Annotated in this window: 12 protein-coding genes; 11 read left to right on the forward strand and 1 reads right to left on the reverse strand. The window is 72.0% G+C overall.

Annotated elements, in window-relative coordinates; all coding sequences use genetic code 11:
- The 11 genes from ACGFZQ_RS08825 to moeZ form a co-directional block, all read left to right on the forward strand.
- Positions 1-1,330: DUF3152 domain-containing protein (locus ACGFZQ_RS08825; protein ID WP_393839733.1), on the forward strand; the 1,330-nt coding region annotated here is incomplete at its 5' end.
- A gap of 56 nt (positions 1,331-1,386) precedes the next feature.
- Entirely contained in the window at positions 1,387-1,479 is a 93-nt protein-coding gene (locus ACGFZQ_RS08830; protein ID WP_351745526.1) for an Ms4533A family Cys-rich leader peptide, read from the forward strand.
- Positions 1,480-1,645: 166 nt separating this feature from the next.
- Positions 1,646-3,364 (forward strand): ABC transporter substrate-binding protein, encoded by a 1,719-nt coding sequence (locus ACGFZQ_RS08835; protein ID WP_393839734.1) that lies wholly within the window; start codon positions 1,646-1,648, stop codon positions 3,362-3,364.
- A gap of 4 nt (positions 3,365-3,368) precedes the next feature.
- Positions 3,369-4,445: an ABC transporter permease gene (locus ACGFZQ_RS08840; protein ID WP_393839735.1), complete on the forward strand. Its 1,077-nt coding sequence runs from the start codon at positions 3,369-3,371 to the stop codon at positions 4,443-4,445.
- Positions 4,442-5,440: an ABC transporter permease gene (locus tag ACGFZQ_RS08845; RefSeq protein WP_393839736.1), complete on the forward strand. Its 999-nt coding sequence runs from the start codon at positions 4,442-4,444 to the stop codon at positions 5,438-5,440. Before ACGFZQ_RS08840 ends, ACGFZQ_RS08845 begins: the two co-directional genes overlap by 4 nt.
- Entirely contained in the window at positions 5,437-7,032 is a 1,596-nt protein-coding gene (locus ACGFZQ_RS08850; RefSeq protein WP_393839737.1) for a dipeptide ABC transporter ATP-binding protein, read from the forward strand. The genes ACGFZQ_RS08845 and ACGFZQ_RS08850 overlap by 4 nt, the downstream gene beginning before the upstream one ends.
- 229 nt (positions 7,033-7,261) lie before the next feature.
- Positions 7,262-9,028 (forward strand): DUF3492 domain-containing protein, encoded by a 1,767-nt coding sequence (locus ACGFZQ_RS08855; protein WP_393839738.1) that lies wholly within the window; start codon positions 7,262-7,264, stop codon positions 9,026-9,028.
- A 254-nt stretch (positions 9,029-9,282) separates the two neighbouring features.
- Positions 9,283-10,356, forward strand: coding sequence for a hypothetical protein (locus tag ACGFZQ_RS08860; RefSeq protein WP_393839881.1), 1,074 nt, complete (start codon positions 9,283-9,285; stop codon positions 10,354-10,356).
- A 181-nt stretch (positions 10,357-10,537) separates the two neighbouring features.
- On the forward strand, positions 10,538-11,497 hold the full coding sequence (locus ACGFZQ_RS08865; protein ID WP_351745507.1) for an NAD-dependent epimerase/dehydratase family protein: 960 nt from the start codon (positions 10,538-10,540) through the stop codon (positions 11,495-11,497).
- Positions 11,485-12,234, forward strand: a complete 750-nt coding sequence (locus ACGFZQ_RS08870; protein ID WP_351745504.1) for a spherulation-specific family 4 protein — start codon at positions 11,485-11,487, stop codon at positions 12,232-12,234. The genes ACGFZQ_RS08865 and ACGFZQ_RS08870 overlap by 13 nt, the downstream gene beginning before the upstream one ends.
- A gap of 63 nt (positions 12,235-12,297) precedes the next feature.
- Positions 12,298-13,476, forward strand: a complete 1,179-nt coding sequence (moeZ, locus tag ACGFZQ_RS08875) for an adenylyltransferase/sulfurtransferase MoeZ (RefSeq protein ID WP_351704789.1) — start codon at positions 12,298-12,300, stop codon at positions 13,474-13,476.
- Between the two features lie 62 nt (positions 13,477-13,538).
- On the opposite strand, the gene ACGFZQ_RS08880 is transcribed toward moeZ, so the two are convergent.
- Positions 13,539-15,086, reverse strand: a complete 1,548-nt coding sequence (locus ACGFZQ_RS08880; protein ID WP_393839739.1) for an alpha/beta hydrolase — start codon at positions 15,084-15,086, stop codon at positions 13,539-13,541.
- Positions 15,087-15,215 lie beyond the last annotated feature (129 nt).

Raw genomic sequence — 15,215 nt, forward strand, 5'->3', positions numbered from 1 at the left:
GGCCCCGCGCCTCCCGGACGGCACGCCCGTGCGCGGGATGCCGCGCCTTCCCGGCGGTGTGCCCGAGCAGGGGGCGCCTCGGTTCCCGGACGGTACGCCTGCCCACGGTGTACGCCACTACCCCGACGGCACCCCGGCCCGCGGTGTTCCCCGCTTCCCGGACGGGACGCCCGCCCATGGTGTCCCCCGGGTTCGTGGCGGTCACCCCCAGCAGCGGGAGGCGGGCGGTGGCTGGGGTGAGGTGAGCGGGCAGGCCGGTACCGCCGCCTCGGGGGCCGCCGGGCCGTCGATACCCCGGCAGCGGCGCGGCGGGCCCGGTGGGCCCCGGCAGGACTACGTCGACGCCTTCGGCGAGGACGCCGACGTCTTCACGCCCCGCCCGGGCATCGGTGCCCAGCGCGCGGAAACGTATCCGCCCTTCTCCGGCCCGAGTACCTCCCCGCTCGCCTCCGAGCCGTACGGCGGCGACGGCGATGACGACGCGCCGCCCACCGGTGAACCCGCGCAGCCCAAGGGCGGCAAGGGGCGGGCCTTCGCCGGTGTCGCGGCCGCAGCCGTCACCACCGTGCTCGCGGTGATCGTCGCCGGGCAGGTCGCCGACGGCGGCGACAGCGGCGTACGGTCCCGGTCGGCGGCCGGCGACGCACGGGCCACCGACGGTTCCGCCTCGCGCGGCAACGGCCGTACGACCCCGTCCGCCGCCGTCTCCGCCTTGCCGAGCGTGGCGACGCTCTCGTACGAGCAGGCGATGGACAAGAAGTACCCGCTCGGCGCCAAGCTGGCCGGGTCCGGCAAGTTCGACGCTGTGCCGGGGGTCGCCAAGGCGCCCGGCAAGGGGCAGAAGTACACCTACCGCGTCGACGTGGAGCAGGGGCTCGGGCTGGACGGGGAGCTGTTCGCCGCGGCCGTGCAGAAGACGCTCAACGACGACCGCAGCTGGGCCCACAACGGCGCCCGTACCTTCGAGCGCGTCTACTCCGGCAAGCCCGACTTCGTGATCACCCTCGCCAGCCCGGGAACCACCGCCGAGTGGTGCGCCAAGTCCGGCCTCGACACGACCGAGGACAACGTGTCGTGCGACTCGGCCGCCACCGAACGCGTCATGATCAACGCGTACCGGTGGGCGCAGGGCAGCAAGACGTACGGCGACAAGATCCACGCCTACCGGCAGATGCTGATCAACCACGAGGTCGGCCACCGGCTCGGCTACGGCCATGTGACCTGCGACAAGGACGGCGAGCTGGCGCCGGTCATGCAGCAGCAGACCAAGTTCCTCGACCACGACGGCATCCACTGTCTGCCCAACCCCTGGCCGTTCCCGAAGAGTTGACAGGCGGCGCATACGTCACATTGACATGGGCAGAAAGTTCATACATATTTCTGGGCATGTCGCCCCTTCACGCCTCCGCGCGCGCCGCCATCGAGCTGGCGCTCATCGGCGTGACCGCGCTCTGCGTGGCCGACATCCACTGTCGCTGACCCTCGCCCCCTGGGCGTTCGCGTCGCGATCTCTCCCTGTCACCGTGACCAGGTCACGGTTCTTTCGACGACCTGACGCCCGGGCAGAAGTCTGCTCATTTTCGTCTCACTCCTCGTCAATCTGTCTCGCTGGTCGAGACTCGCCTTCCGAGAGGTCGTCATTCCGATGCGTCAACCGTCCGCCATAGCGCGCCGCATGGCCGTGGCATCCGTCAGCCTGGCCGTGGCAGCGGGGGCCGTCGCCTGCGGGCCGAAGGACAACGATGCCAAGGGCTCCAGTGGCGACTCCACGCCGCACAAGGGCGGCACGCTCACGGTCCTGAACTCCGACCCCCAGTCGGACTTCGACCCGGCCCGCCTCTACACCTCCGGCGGCGGAAACGTGCCCTCCCTGGTCTTCCGCACGCTCACCACCCGCAACCGCGCGAACGGCGCGGCCGGCGCCAAGGTCGTCCCCGACCTGGCCACCGACACCGGGCGGCCCAGCGAGAACGCGACCGTGTGGACGTACACCTTGAAGAAGGGCCTCAAGTACGAGGACGGGACCGCGATCACGTCCGCCGACATCAAGTACGGCATCGAGCGCTCCTTCGCCCCCGAACTCTCCGGCGGCGCGCCCTACCTGCGGGACTGGCTGGTGGGCGCGGCCGACTACCAGGGGCCGTACAAGGACAAGAAGGGGCTCTCGGCGATCGGGACGCCGGACAGCCGCACGATCGTCTTCCACCTGAACAAGCCCGAGGGCGAGTTCCCGTACCTGGCCACCCAGACGCAGTTCACGCCTGTACCGAAGGCCAAGGACACGGGCACGAAGTACGAGGAGCACCCGGTCTCGTCCGGCCCCTACAAGGTCGTGAAGAACGAGAACGACGGTGAGCACCTAGTGCTGGAGCGCAACACGTACTGGTCGTCGGCCGTCGACGACCAGCGCAAGGCCTACCCGGACACCGTCGACGTGCGTTCCGGGCTCGACTCCTCCGTGATCAACCAGCGGCTGTCGGCGTCCCAGGGTGCGGACGCGACCGCCGTGACCACGGACACCAACCTCGGACCGGCCGAACTCGCCAAGGTGACCGGCGACAAGGACCTGGCCGCGCGGGTCGGCACCGGCCACTTCGGCTACACGAACTACATCGCGTTCAACCCGACGGTCAAGCCGTTCGACAACGCCAAGGTGCGGCAGGCGATCTCGTACGCCATCGACCGGTCGTCGGTGATCAACGCGGCCGGCGGCAGCGCGCTCGCCGAAGCCGCGACCACCTTCCTGCCGAACCAGAAGTCCTTCGGCTACACGTCGTACGACCTGTTCCCGGCGGGCGAGGCCGGCAACGCGGCCAAGGCCAAGGAGCTGCTGAAGGAGGCCGGTTACCCGAACGGGCTCACCGTGACGCTGACCCACTCCAACAGCAAGGACTTCGAGACCAGCCCGGAGATCGCGACCGCCCTCCAGGACGCGCTCAAGAAGGCCGGCATCACGGTCAAGCTGGAGGGCCTGGAGGAGAACGACTACAAGGACAAGATCCACAGCGTCAAGACCGAGCCGGGCTTCTTCCTCGCCCACTGGGGTGCCGACTGGCCGTCCGGCGGTCCCTTCCTCGCCCCGATCTTCGACGGCCGGCAGATCGTCAAGGACGGAGCGAACTTCAACACGGGTCTGCTCAACGATGCTTCGGTCAATGCCGAGATTGACGCGATCAACAAGTTGACCGACCTCGACGCGGCCGCCAAGCGGTGGGGTGCACTGGACAAGAAGATCGCCGGGCAGGCGCTGACCGTGCCGCTGTTCCACCCCGTCTACAAGCGACTGGTCGGCAAGGACATCAAGAACGTCGTGATCAGCGACTGGACCGGTGTCCTGGACATCTCCCAGGTCGCGGTGAAGTAGCGCCGTGAGCGAGGCACTTGTCGCCACCCAGGCCCCCGAGGCGATCGCCTCGGGGGCCTCGGGGGCCCGTCAGTTCTGGCGGCGGCTGCGCACCCGGCGCGCCGCCCTCGTCGCGGCGGCCGTCGTCACGCTGCTCGTCCTGGTCGCGCTCGCCGCGCCCCTGCTCACCGCGATCGAGGGCCAGGACCCGACGACCTACCACCCGTCCCTCATCGACTCCGCGCGCGGCGGCGTGCCGATCGGCTCCTTCGGTGGCGTCGGCGCCGACCACTGGCTGGGCGTGGAGCCGCAGACCGGGCGGGACCTCTTCGCCCGCCTGGTGTACGGCGCCCGGGTCTCCCTGGGGGTGGCGCTGGCGGCGACCGTGATCCAGGTTCTCCTGGGGCTTGTCATCGGGATGGCGGCCGCGCTCGGCAGTGGATGGGTTGATCAACTGTTGAGCCGGTTCACCGACATCTTCGTCGCGATGCCCTTGATGGTCATGTCGCTGGCGCTGCTCGCGATCGTCCCGCAGAGCTTCCCGCGGCCCGTCCTGGTCACCCTCGTCATCGGGTTCATCGCCTGGGGCAACATGGCGAAGATCGTGCGTGCCCAGACGCTCACCCTGAAGGGGCTCGACTACGTCGCCGCCGCGCGGCTCAGCGGCTGGGGCACCTGGCGCATCGCCCGCCGTGAACTCCTGCCGGGGCTGGCCGCGCCGGTCATCACGTACGCGTCCATCTTGATCCCGGTCAACATCAGCACCGAGGCGGCCCTGTCGTTCCTCGGTGTCGGCGTGAAGCCGCCGACACCGTCCTGGGGTCAGATGCTCACCGCCGCCGACGTCTGGTATCAGGCGGCCCCGCAGTACCTCCTGCTCCCGGCCGGCGCGCTCTTCGTGACCGTCCTCGCGCTGACCGTCCTCGGCGACGGCGTCCGCATCGCCCTCGACCCGCGCGCCGCGTCCCGGCTGAGCATCGGCACGGGGCGCAAGCGGGAGGCCAGGGCCACCGGGTCCACGAGGTCCGGCGGGTCCGCCGGCTCCGACAGGCCCGCCGGGTCCACCGGCTCCGCCGCGGCCGCCGAGGAGGGGTCCGCATGAGCGGCTTCGGTGGGTTCCTGGTCCGCCGTGCCATCGGCATCGTCGTGACCCTGCTGGCCATCTCGGTGATCGTCTACGTGGTCTTCTACGCCACCCCCGGCAACGTCGCGCAGATCACCTGCGGCCCGCGCTGCTCCCCGGAACAGGTGCACCAGGTGGCCCAGCAACTGCGCCTCGACGACCCCCTGTACGTGCGCTACTGGCACTTCCTCGAGGGCCTGCTCGCCGGCCAGGACTACTCGACCGGCACCTCCGTGGAGCACTGCTCGGCGCCCTGCCTCGGACTCTCCTACCAGACCGACCAGCAGGTGCTGAGCATCATCCTCACCAAGCTCCCGGTCAGCCTCTCGCTCGTCCTCGGCGCGATGGTGCTCTGGCTCCTCCTGGGCGTCGGCACCGGCGTGCTCTCCGCCTGGCGGCGCGGCCGGTTCACCGAACGCGTCCTGACCGCCCTCACGCTGGCGGGCTGGGCCACCCCGGTCTTCGTCATCGGCCTCGTGCTGATGATCGTCGTCTGCGGCGAACTGCGACTGCTGCCCTTCCCGCAGTACGTCAACTTCACCGACGACCCCGAACAATGGGCGTGGAACCTGCTGCTGCCATGGCTGTCCCTGGCCCTCATCGAGGCCGCCTCGTTCGCCCGGCTGACCCGGTCGTCGATGCTGGAGACGCTGGCCGAGGACCACATCCGCACCTTCCGCGCGTACGGCGTCGAGGAGCGGGCGATCGTCGGACGGCACGCCCTGCGCGGGGCGCTCGCGCCGGTCATCGCGCTGAACGCCAACAACGTCGGCTCTGCCGTGGGCGGCGCGGTGCTCACCGAGACGCTGTTCGGACTGCCCGGCATCGGCCAGGAGCTCGTCCACGCCGTCAACGTGGTCGACCTGCCCGTCGTCGTCGGAATGGTCCTGGTCATCGGCTTCTTCGTGGTCATCGCCAACGCCGTCGCGGACGTGCTGTACGCGGTGGCCGACCGACGGGTGGTACTGACGTGAGTCTCGTCCGAGTCACTGATCTGACCGTCGAGTTCGGCGACCTGCGGGCCGTGGACGGACTCTCCTTCAGCCTGGCCGCGGGCGCCGCCCTCGCGCTGGTCGGCGAGTCCGGCTCCGGCAAGTCCACCGTCGCCTCGGCCCTGCTCGGTCTGCAACGCGGCACGGGCGCGCGGGTCGGCGGCGCGATCGAGGTCGCCGGCACCGACGTACAGGCGGCCTCCGACGAGGAACTGCGGCGGCTGCGCGGCGCGAAGGCGGCGATGGTCTTCCAGGACCCGCTGTCCTCACTCGACCCGTACTACGCGATCGGCGACCAGATCGCCGAGGTGTACCGCGTGCACACGCGCGTGTCGCGACGGGCCGCACGCGCGCGTGCCGTGGAGGTTCTGGACCGGGTGGGCATCCCGGACGCGCCCCGCCGGTCCCGGTCGCGTCCGCACGAGTTCAGCGGCGGCATGCGCCAGCGCGTGCTGATCGCCATGGCGCTCGCCTGCGAGCCCGACCTGCTGATCGCCGACGAGCCCACCACCGCCCTCGACGTGACCGTCCAGGCCCAGATCCTCGACCTGCTGCACACGCTGCGCGAGGAGACCGGCATGGGCCTGCTGCTCGTCACCCACGACGTGGGCGTGGCCGCCGAGAGCGTCGACCAGGTGCTCGTCATGCGGCACGGACGTGTGGTCGAGCAGGGCCCGGTCGCCGCCGTGCTCGGGGCGCCCGCGCAGCCGTACACGCGCGAACTGCTCTCCGCCGTCCCGCGCGTGGACGCGGTGCGCGCGCCCTCACAGGCGACCCAGGAGGCCGTGCTGGAGGCGTCCGGCCTGCGGCGTGAATTCGGGCGCGGCAAGAGGGCGTTCGCGGCCGTGGACGACGTGTCGCTGACCGTCCACCGGGGCGAGACCCTCGGCATCGTCGGCGAGAGCGGCAGCGGCAAGACGACGCTCGGCCGGATGCTGGTCGGGCTGCTGGAGCCGACGGCGGGGGAGGTCCGTTACGAGGGGCACGCGCGCGTGGGCGTGCGGCCGGCCGTCCAGATGGTGTTCCAGGACCCGGTGTCGTCCCTCAACCCCCGGCGCAGCGTGGGTGAGTCGATAGCCGATCCGCTACGCGCGCGTGGCATGGGGAGGGATCAGGGGCACATCCGGGGGCGCGTGATCGAACTGCTGGAGCGTGTGGGGCTCGAAGCGGCGCACTACGAGCGCTATCCGCACGAGTTCAGCGGTGGTCAGCGCCAGCGCGTGGGCATCGCGCGGGCGCTCGCGGCCGACCCGCGCGTCATCGTCTGCGACGAGCCGGTCTCCGCGCTGGACGTCACCACCCAGGCACAGGTCGTCGCCCTGCTCGGCGAGCTCCAGCGCGAACTCGGCCTGGCGCTCGTCTTCGTCGCCCACGACCTCGCCGTCGTCCGCCAGGTCAGTGACCGGGTCGCGGTCATGCGCCGCGGCCGGATCGTCGAGACCGGACCCGCCGACGAGGTCTACGACCACCCCCAGGACCCGTACACCCGGCAACTGCTGGCCGCCGTACCCGCCCTCGACCCCGAGGTCGCGGCCCGGCGGCGGGCGGCCCGGCGGGAACTGGCGTCGGCGTGACGTTTCAGCAGCTCCTGGGGGCCTCCTGATGTGACGTTTCGCTGTCGATCGATCTCTTAGCGCGACCGAACGCGAGCCGCACGGGAAAGTTACGACCGTTCACCCCTTTTGGTGGCGCGATGGACAACCGTCCGTCGCGCCACCGCCTTGTCCGCATACGTTCGTCCCGCTGCGAGCCACCGAGGCAACGGTGGCTCCCCTATACGGGAGATCGATCGGGGGTGCACACGTGCGCATCGGACTGCTTACGGAGGGTGGCTATCCGTATGTGAGCGGTGACGCCAGGCTCTGGTGCGACCGGCTCGTGCGCGGGCTCGGGCAGCACGAGTTCGACCTCTACGCGCTCAGCCGCAGCAGGCGCCAGGAGGACGAGGGATGGTTGCCGCTGCCGCCGCACATCAGCCGGGTACGGACGGCTCCCCTGTGGACCGTCGAGGACGACGGGGTCGCGTACGGCCGGCGCGCGCGCCGGCGCTTCGTCGAGAGCTACGGGGAACTGGCGGCGGTGCTGTGCGCCGGTCCGGGCATCGGCGGCCCGGCCGATCCGGGCCCGGACGGCGCGGCACACGGTGCGGACGGTTCCGGTGCAGGACCCGGCCATCTGGCGGACCGTTTCGGCAGCGCGCTCTACGGACTCGCCGAACTCGCCCGTGACGAGGGCGGACTGGTCGGCGCACTGCGCTCCGACAGCGCCATGCGCACGCTGGAGCGTGCCTGCCGCGCACCCGGCGCACTCGGTACGGCGCGCGAGGCGCGTGTGCCGGATCTGCTCGCCGTCGCCGCACACCTCGAACGCGCCCTGCGCCCCCTCTCGCTCGACTGGTACGGCGACGACGGCCTCGGCGCCGCCGACCTCTGCCATGCCACCGCCGGCGGGCCGGCCGCCCTGCCGGGCCTGCTCGCCCGCCACTTCTCCGACGTGCCGCTGCTGGTCACCGAGTACGGCGTGCAACTGCGCTCGCACTACCTCGCCTCCGGCCCCGACACGGCCGCCCCGGCCGTGCGCGCCCTGCTCGCCGCCTTCCACGGGCGGCTCGCCGCCGAGGCCTACGGCCGCGCCGCGATCATCACCCCCGGCAACGCGCACGCCCGCCGCTGGCAGGAGCGCTGCGGCGCCGACCGCTCCCGCATCCGCACCGTCCACCCGGGCATGGAGGCCGGCCGCTTCGCCGAGGTCGGCGAGGCACCCGACCGGGCCGACCCGGACACGCTGGTGTGGGTCGGCCGGACAGAGCCGTCCAAGGACCTGGTGTCGCTGCTGCACGCCTTCGCGGAGGTCCGCAAGGAGGAGCCCAAGGCACGGCTGCGGGTCGTGGGCGCCCCGACGGGACCGGAGGGCCGGGCCTATCTGGGCCACTGCAAGGCGCTCGCCGCCCAGCTCTTCCCGGACGAGGCCGACGGAGTGCACGCCGTCGGCGACAACCCGGTCGCCTTCGAGGAGATCGGCGGCCCGGAGGCACCGACCCTAGCCGACGCCTACGCGTCCGGATCGGTCGTCGTCCTCTCCAGCGTCGTCGAGGGCTTCCCGGTCGGCCTGGTCGAGGCGATGCTCTGCGCCCGCGCGACCGTCTCCACCGACGTCGGCGCCGTGGTGGAGGTCATCGGCGGCACCGGTCTCGTCGTACCTCCGCGCAATCCGCGGGCGCTCGCGGAGGCGTGCGTGGCGCTGCTGCGCGACCCCGAGCGCCGTGAGCGCCTCGGAGCCGCCGCACGCGCCCGGGCGCTCGAACTGTTCACCGTCGAGCAGAACATCGCGGCATTTCACAGCATTTACCTGGAGATCGTCTCGCACTGCCCAGTGCGCCGGGTCGTCCTCGACGAGGCCGGGGAGCCGCTGCCGTTCGCAGCTCCGGCCGAGGCCCATGTCCCCGGCCGCTGGACCGGCCCCACGGCCCGCGTCGTGAGCCGGGGCGGGCCCGGCTGGGATCTGGGCGCCCCCCTGGGGCCGACCCCGGTACCGACCACGCCGCTCGCGGCCACGGAGGGCGCCCTGTGAACGGCGACGAGGACGGCGCCGTGACCGCCGGTCCGGGGGAGCTCGACCGGCCCGGGTCCCCCGGTGGGGCCGACGCCTGGGACGCACGGTCGGAGGAATGGCTCCTGGGCATGGCGGAAAGTGGCTCGGCAGACGCCCTGTCCGGGACAGGGTCGCCAGGCTCGGCCGCGGTGTCCGGCAGGGGCTCCACGCGGACCGCCCGGGACACCGCGGGCCGCCGTGGCTCCGGCCCACGCCGAGGCGTCGCCGACCCCGTGAAAGCGCTGATGCACCGCCACCGCGCGCTCTGCGAGCAGGCCGTCGACCCACTGGAGATCGCGGCCGGCCTCGAAGCGCACGGCGTCACCGACCGGACCGCCGCCCGCTTCCGGCACCGTGATGTCTTCTCACTCGCCGAGGAGCTCTACGCACGCGTGCCCCGCGACGGCGACCGGCGCCCGTGCCCGGAACCGGCGCCCGCGCCCCGCGTGCGCGCCGACTGGGCGCTGCTCACGCTTCTGCCGGGCGCGGTCGGCGTGGCGGTCGTGACCGGCGTACGGCTCACCGAGGGGCGCCCGCGCCTCCTGACGGCGGCCGCCGGCGCGCTCGCCCTCGCCCTGGCCGCAGGCCTGGCCCTGCGCCGCGGCCCCTTGGCCGTGCCCACCGGCACCCTCGCCCGGCACACCCTGACCGGCACGCGGGTGTGGACCTGCTGGCTCCTCGCCTACGCCCTCCTCGGCAACGGCCTCCTGCGCGCCGTCCTGGACGGCGGCCCCGACGGCCTTCCGACCGGCGCCGCGCACGGCCTCTGGCCGGTGGCCAGCGCGCCCGTCCTCGCTCTCACCCTGGCCTGCGCCCCGGCCGCCTGGAGTGCCCACCTCTTCACGGCGGGCGCCCGTCGCAGGCTCACGGGCAGCCGGGGCCTGGAGGAGTTCGCCGGGGCCGTACAGCCGCTGCTGCTCGGCACGTTCGCCCTCTACCTGGGTGTCCTCACCGCCCTGCTCGCCCTGTGCGGCGCCGCCCTGGGCGAGCCCGCCCGCTACCCGGAGGGCCTCACCCTCGGCGTCATGCTCCTGCTCGCCCGCCTCCTCGCCGTCCACAACGTGCCGCAGGGCCCCACTCTCGCCCTCGCCGCCGCCACCGAAGCGGCCGCCGTGGGCCTGGTCCTGGCCGGCCGGCTGCCCGGCTGCGCCTTCCTCGCGGCCCCCGTCGACGCCCTGGCCGGCGCGTGGGGCGCGGGCAGCGTCCCGGCACTCGTCTGCGGTGCCGCAGCCCTGGCGCTGCTGTTCCAGGCGACCCGCACCCTCACCCGGGCCTCGGCCCACGCGCCGACGGGGGACCCGGAGTGAGCAGAGCCGCCGTTCTCTTCGCCTGCCGCACCGTGCCGTCGCGGCGGCAGGCGCCCGGCACCCCGCCGGAGGCAACCGCACCACCCCTTGAAGGAGACCGCCACATGACCACCGCCCGACCCGGACCCGGAGCGTCCGGAACCACCGGAGTCGCCGGAGCGCACACCCCGGGAGCCATGCGATGAGGGTTCTGCTGATCGGAGCCAACGGATACCTCGGCCGCTTCGTCGCCGACCGGCTGCTCGCCGACCCGGCCGTCCAGCTCACCGCGCTCGGCCGCGGTGACGACGCCGACGTCCGCTTCGACCTCGCCACCGGCAGCCCCGGTGCGCTCACCCGCTTCCTCGACGCGGTCCACCCGGGCGTCATCGTGAACTGCGCCGGCGCCACCCGCGGCGGTGCCCGGGAACTCACCCGGCACAACACCGTCGCCGTCGCCACCGTCTGCGAGGCCCTGCGCCGCAGCGGCTGCGGTGCCCGCCTGGTGCAGATCGGCTGCAGCGCCGAGTACGGCCCGAGCCAGCCCGGCTCCTCCACGGCCGAGGACGCCGTACCGCGCCCCGGCGGCCCGTACGGCGTCAGCAAGCTCGCCGCCACCGAACTGGTCCTGGGATCCGGCCTGGACGCGGTCGTCCTGCGCGTCTTCTCGCCCGCCGGGCCCGGCACCCCGGCCGGCTCCCCGCTCGGCCGCCTCGCCGAAGCCATGCGCCGCGCCATGCAGTCCGGCGACGGCGAACTCAAACTCGGCGGCCTCGGCGTCCAGCGCGACTTCGTCGACGTACGCGACGTCGCCCGCGCGGTCCACGCGGCCTCGCTCTCCGCCGCCCAGGGCGTCATCAACATCGGCTCCGGCCGCGCCGTCCGGCTGCGCGACGCCGCCGCCGTCCTCGCCCGGGTCGCCGGATACGGCGGCGCCCTGCACGAACTCGACGGCCCGCCCGGACCGTTGCGCAGCCCCATCGGCCACCCCCGGCTGGACCCCGACCACGCGGCCCCGGTCGCGTATCCGTACCCGGACGGCTGCGGCAGCTGGCAGCAGGCCGACGTGCGCTGCGCCCGCGACCGGCTCGGCTGGCGGCCCCGGATCAACCTCGAAGAATCCCTCGCCGACATCTGGATGGAGGCGGCATGCCGCATCTGACCAGTACCAGGGCGGGCGCCGCGACCACCGGCGTCCGCACCGCCTTCGGCATCCCGGGCTACGCCCACCCCCTCCTCGCCCCGGCGCAGTGGGCCGAACTCACGCGCCCGGGCACCCCCCTGCACTGGGTCGTCCTCGACGTGGCGAACGGCCCCGGCAGCCGCCCCGACCCGCACTGCCTGGAGGCCGCCGGCCGGCTCCGCAACGCGGGCGTCCGCGTCCTCGGCCACCTGGACACCACCTACGGCGCCCGCCCGCGCGGCGACCTGATCTCCGACGCCCGCCGCTATCACGACTGGTACCGCGTCGACGGCTTCCTGCTGGACCGCTGCCCAGGCGAGCGCACCGCGCTGCCCGAGATCCGCCGTGCGGTCGCCACGCTCCGCACCATCGGTGACGCTCCCCACATAGTCCTCGGCCACGGCACCCACCCCCACCCGGGCTACGCCGAGAACGCCGACCAGCTGGTGACCTTCGCCGGTCCCTGGAGCGACTACCGCTGGTCCCACGTCGCCGAGTGGACCGCGGACTATCCACCGGACCGCTTCTGCCACTTCGTGCACGGCGTGCCGCGCGGCCACCTCGACGAGGCACTGCGCATCGCCCGCTGGCAGGGCGCCGCCACCATCTACTTCACCGACCGCACAGATCACGGCGGTCGAGTGGACCCCTGGGAGAACATGCCCGGCTACTGGGACGAGATCGTCTCGCGGGTCGGGACAGGTGTCTCGGAATGAAGATGGCCATGGCAGTGTTACAGGGAGAACATCTGTAGTGATTGACCGACCAACGGAGTCCCCGTGTCGCTGCCACCCCTGGTCGAGCCAGCCTCTGAGCTCACCGTAGACGAGGTCCGCAGGTACTCCCGCCACCTGATCATCCCCGATGTCGGGATGGACGGGCAGAAGCGGCTGAAGAACGCCAAGGTGCTCTGTGTGGGCGCCGGCGGCCTGGGTTCGCCGGCGCTGATGTACCTCGCCGCGGCCGGTGTCGGCACCCTCGGCATCGTGGAGTTCGACGAGGTCGACGAGTCGAACCTGCAGCGCCAGATCATCCACAGCCAGGCCGACATCGGCCGCTCCAAGGCCGAGTCCGCCCGTGACTCCGTCCTCGGCATCAACCCGTACGTGAACGTGGTCCTTCACGAAGAGCGGCTCGAAGCCGAGAACGTGATGGACATCTTCAGCCAGTACGACCTGATCGTCGACGGCACGGACAACTTCGCCACCCGCTACCTGGTCAACGACGCCTGCGTGCTGCTCAACAAGCCGTACGTCTGGGGTTCGATCTACCGCTTCGACGGCCAGGCCTCGGTCTTCTGGTCCGAGTACGGCCCCTGCTACCGCTGCCTCTACCCGGAGCCCCCGCCGCCGGGAATGGTCCCCTCCTGCGCCGAGGGCGGCGTGCTGGGCGTGCTGTGCGCGTCCATCGGCTCCATCCAGGTCACCGAGGCCATCAAGGTCCTCACCGGCACCGGTGAGCCCCTCGTCGGCCGCCTGATGATCTACGACGCCCTGGAGATGCAGTACCGCCAGGTCAAGGTCCGCAAGGACCCGAACTGCGCGGTCTGCGGCGAGAACCCGACCGTCACCGAGCTCATCGACTACGAGGCCTTCTGCGGCGTCGTCTCCGAGGAGGCCCAGCAGGCGGCGGCCGGCTCGACGATCACTCCCAAGCAGCTCAAGGAGTGGATCGACGACGGCGAGAACATCGAGATCATCGACGTCCGCGAGCCGAACGAGTACGAGATCGTCTCCATCCCGGGCGCCAAGCTGATCCCGAAGAACGAGTTCCTGCTCGGCACCGCCCTGGAGGGGCTGCCCCAGGACAAGAAGATCGTCCTGCACTGCAAGACGGGTGTCCGCAGCGCGGAAGTCCTCGCGGTCCTGAAGTCCGCGGGCTTCGCGGACGCCGTTCACGTCGGCGGCGGCGTGATCGGCTGGGTCAACCAGATCGAGCCGGAGAAGCCGGTCTACTGAGGACTGTCTCCGCGGCGGGCGGGGGCTTCGGGTGCGGCAGGCACCCGGAGCCCCCGCCTTCGTCATGAGCAGACCTTGCCGTCCTTCGGGACCGTGCCGTTCAGCAGATAGCCGTTCACCGCCGAGTCCACGCAGTCGCTCCCGCGGCCGTACGCGCTGTGGCCCTCGCCCTTCCAGGTCAGCTCGATGCCGACGCCCTTGCCCAGTTCGTCGGCCATTCTCCGGGCGCCCTCGTACGGGGTCGCCGGGTCGCCCGTGTTGCCGACCAGCAGGATCGGGGCCGAGCCCGGGGCGCTCACCTCCGGGGTGTCGTACTCCCCGGCCACCGGCCAGTCGTGGCACCAGCCGGCCGTGTCCCAGCCCAGGAAGTCGCCGAAGACGGGCGAGATCTTCTCGAACTCGGGCAGCAGCCGCTTCGTCTGGGCGAGCGTGGGCCGCTGCTTGTCGTCCAGGCACGATATGACCCGCTGGGAGTGGGCGGTCGTGCCGTAGTGCCCCGAGGTGTCACGTTCGTTGTACTGGTCCGCGAGCGACAGCAGCTCCGAGCCGTCGCCGTCCTCGGCTGCCTGGAGCGCGCTGGTCAGCGTCGGCCAGCTGTCCTGGCTGTACAGCGGCAGGACGATGCCGGTGACCGCGAGGGTCTGGGTCAGCTTCCGCCCGGAGGAGGTCGCGAGCGGCTCGGTGTCGAGCTTGTCCAGCAGGTCCACGATCTTCTGCGAACCCTGCTCCGGGTCCTGCCCGGTGGACTTGAGGTAGTCGTCCAGCGCCCGCTGGAAGCCCTGGGCCTGGTTCTTCGCGTGTCCGACCGAGTCCGCGGCCGGGTCGACCACCGCGTCCAGGATCAGCCGCCCCACCTTCTTCGGGAACAGGTGGGCGTAGACGCCGCCGAGTTCGGTGCCGTACGAGATGCCGAAGTAGTGCATCTTCGTATCACCGAGCACCTGGCGCATCAGGTCCATGTCCCGGGCCGTGTCGGTCGTCGAGACATGCGCGATCAGCTCGCCGGCCGCCGTCTCGCAGCCCTTGCCGAAGGCGGCGGCGTCCTGGAAGTACGCGGTCTCCTCCGCCGCCGTGTCCGGGGTGGCGTCGATCGACTCGGCGGACCGCATGTCCTTGTCGCTGCGGCAGCGGATCCCCTCACTGGCGCCCACCCCGCGCGGATCCCAGCTCACCAGGTCGTACCGCTCGCGCAGGGTGGAGACGGTGGTGGCGTAGTACGGCATCATCGAGACGCCCGAGCCGCCCGGGCCGCCGAAATTGAACAACAAGGAACCGATCCGCTGGCCCGAACCCCCGCTCGCCTGCGCCCGGATCAGCGCCAGCCCTATGGTCTTCCCGTCCGGCTTCGCCCAGTCCAGCGGCACCTTGAGTGTCGCGCACCGCCACTCGCCACCGGGCGCGGCGGAGTCCGAAGTGGCCTTGCAGCGGCCCCAGTCGAGCTTCTGGGAGGTGAGGGAGGAGGGCAGAGCGCCGGAGGCGGCGGAAGAGGGCGACGGCTGTTCGGACCGTGTCTTTCCTTCGTCCCCGCCCCCGCCGGACGACCCACCACCACACCCGGCCACGAGCAACCCGGCGGCAACAGCGGCCGCCCACCGTACAAAACGCAACATGCGCGCACACCCCCCTCACAGGCTCTCCGCAGGTTCGTCGCGGAAAGCGGTCAGGTCATAGTAGGCGGATCGAGGCAAGGCCGTTCCAGCCTGTGGATAACCTTTTGACCTGCGGTTTCTTAACGCCCC

Origin of the sequence: Streptomyces sp. NPDC048254, from assembly GCF_043201895.1 — a bacterium.
GTDB lineage: Bacteria > Actinomycetota > Actinomycetes > Streptomycetales > Streptomycetaceae > Streptomyces.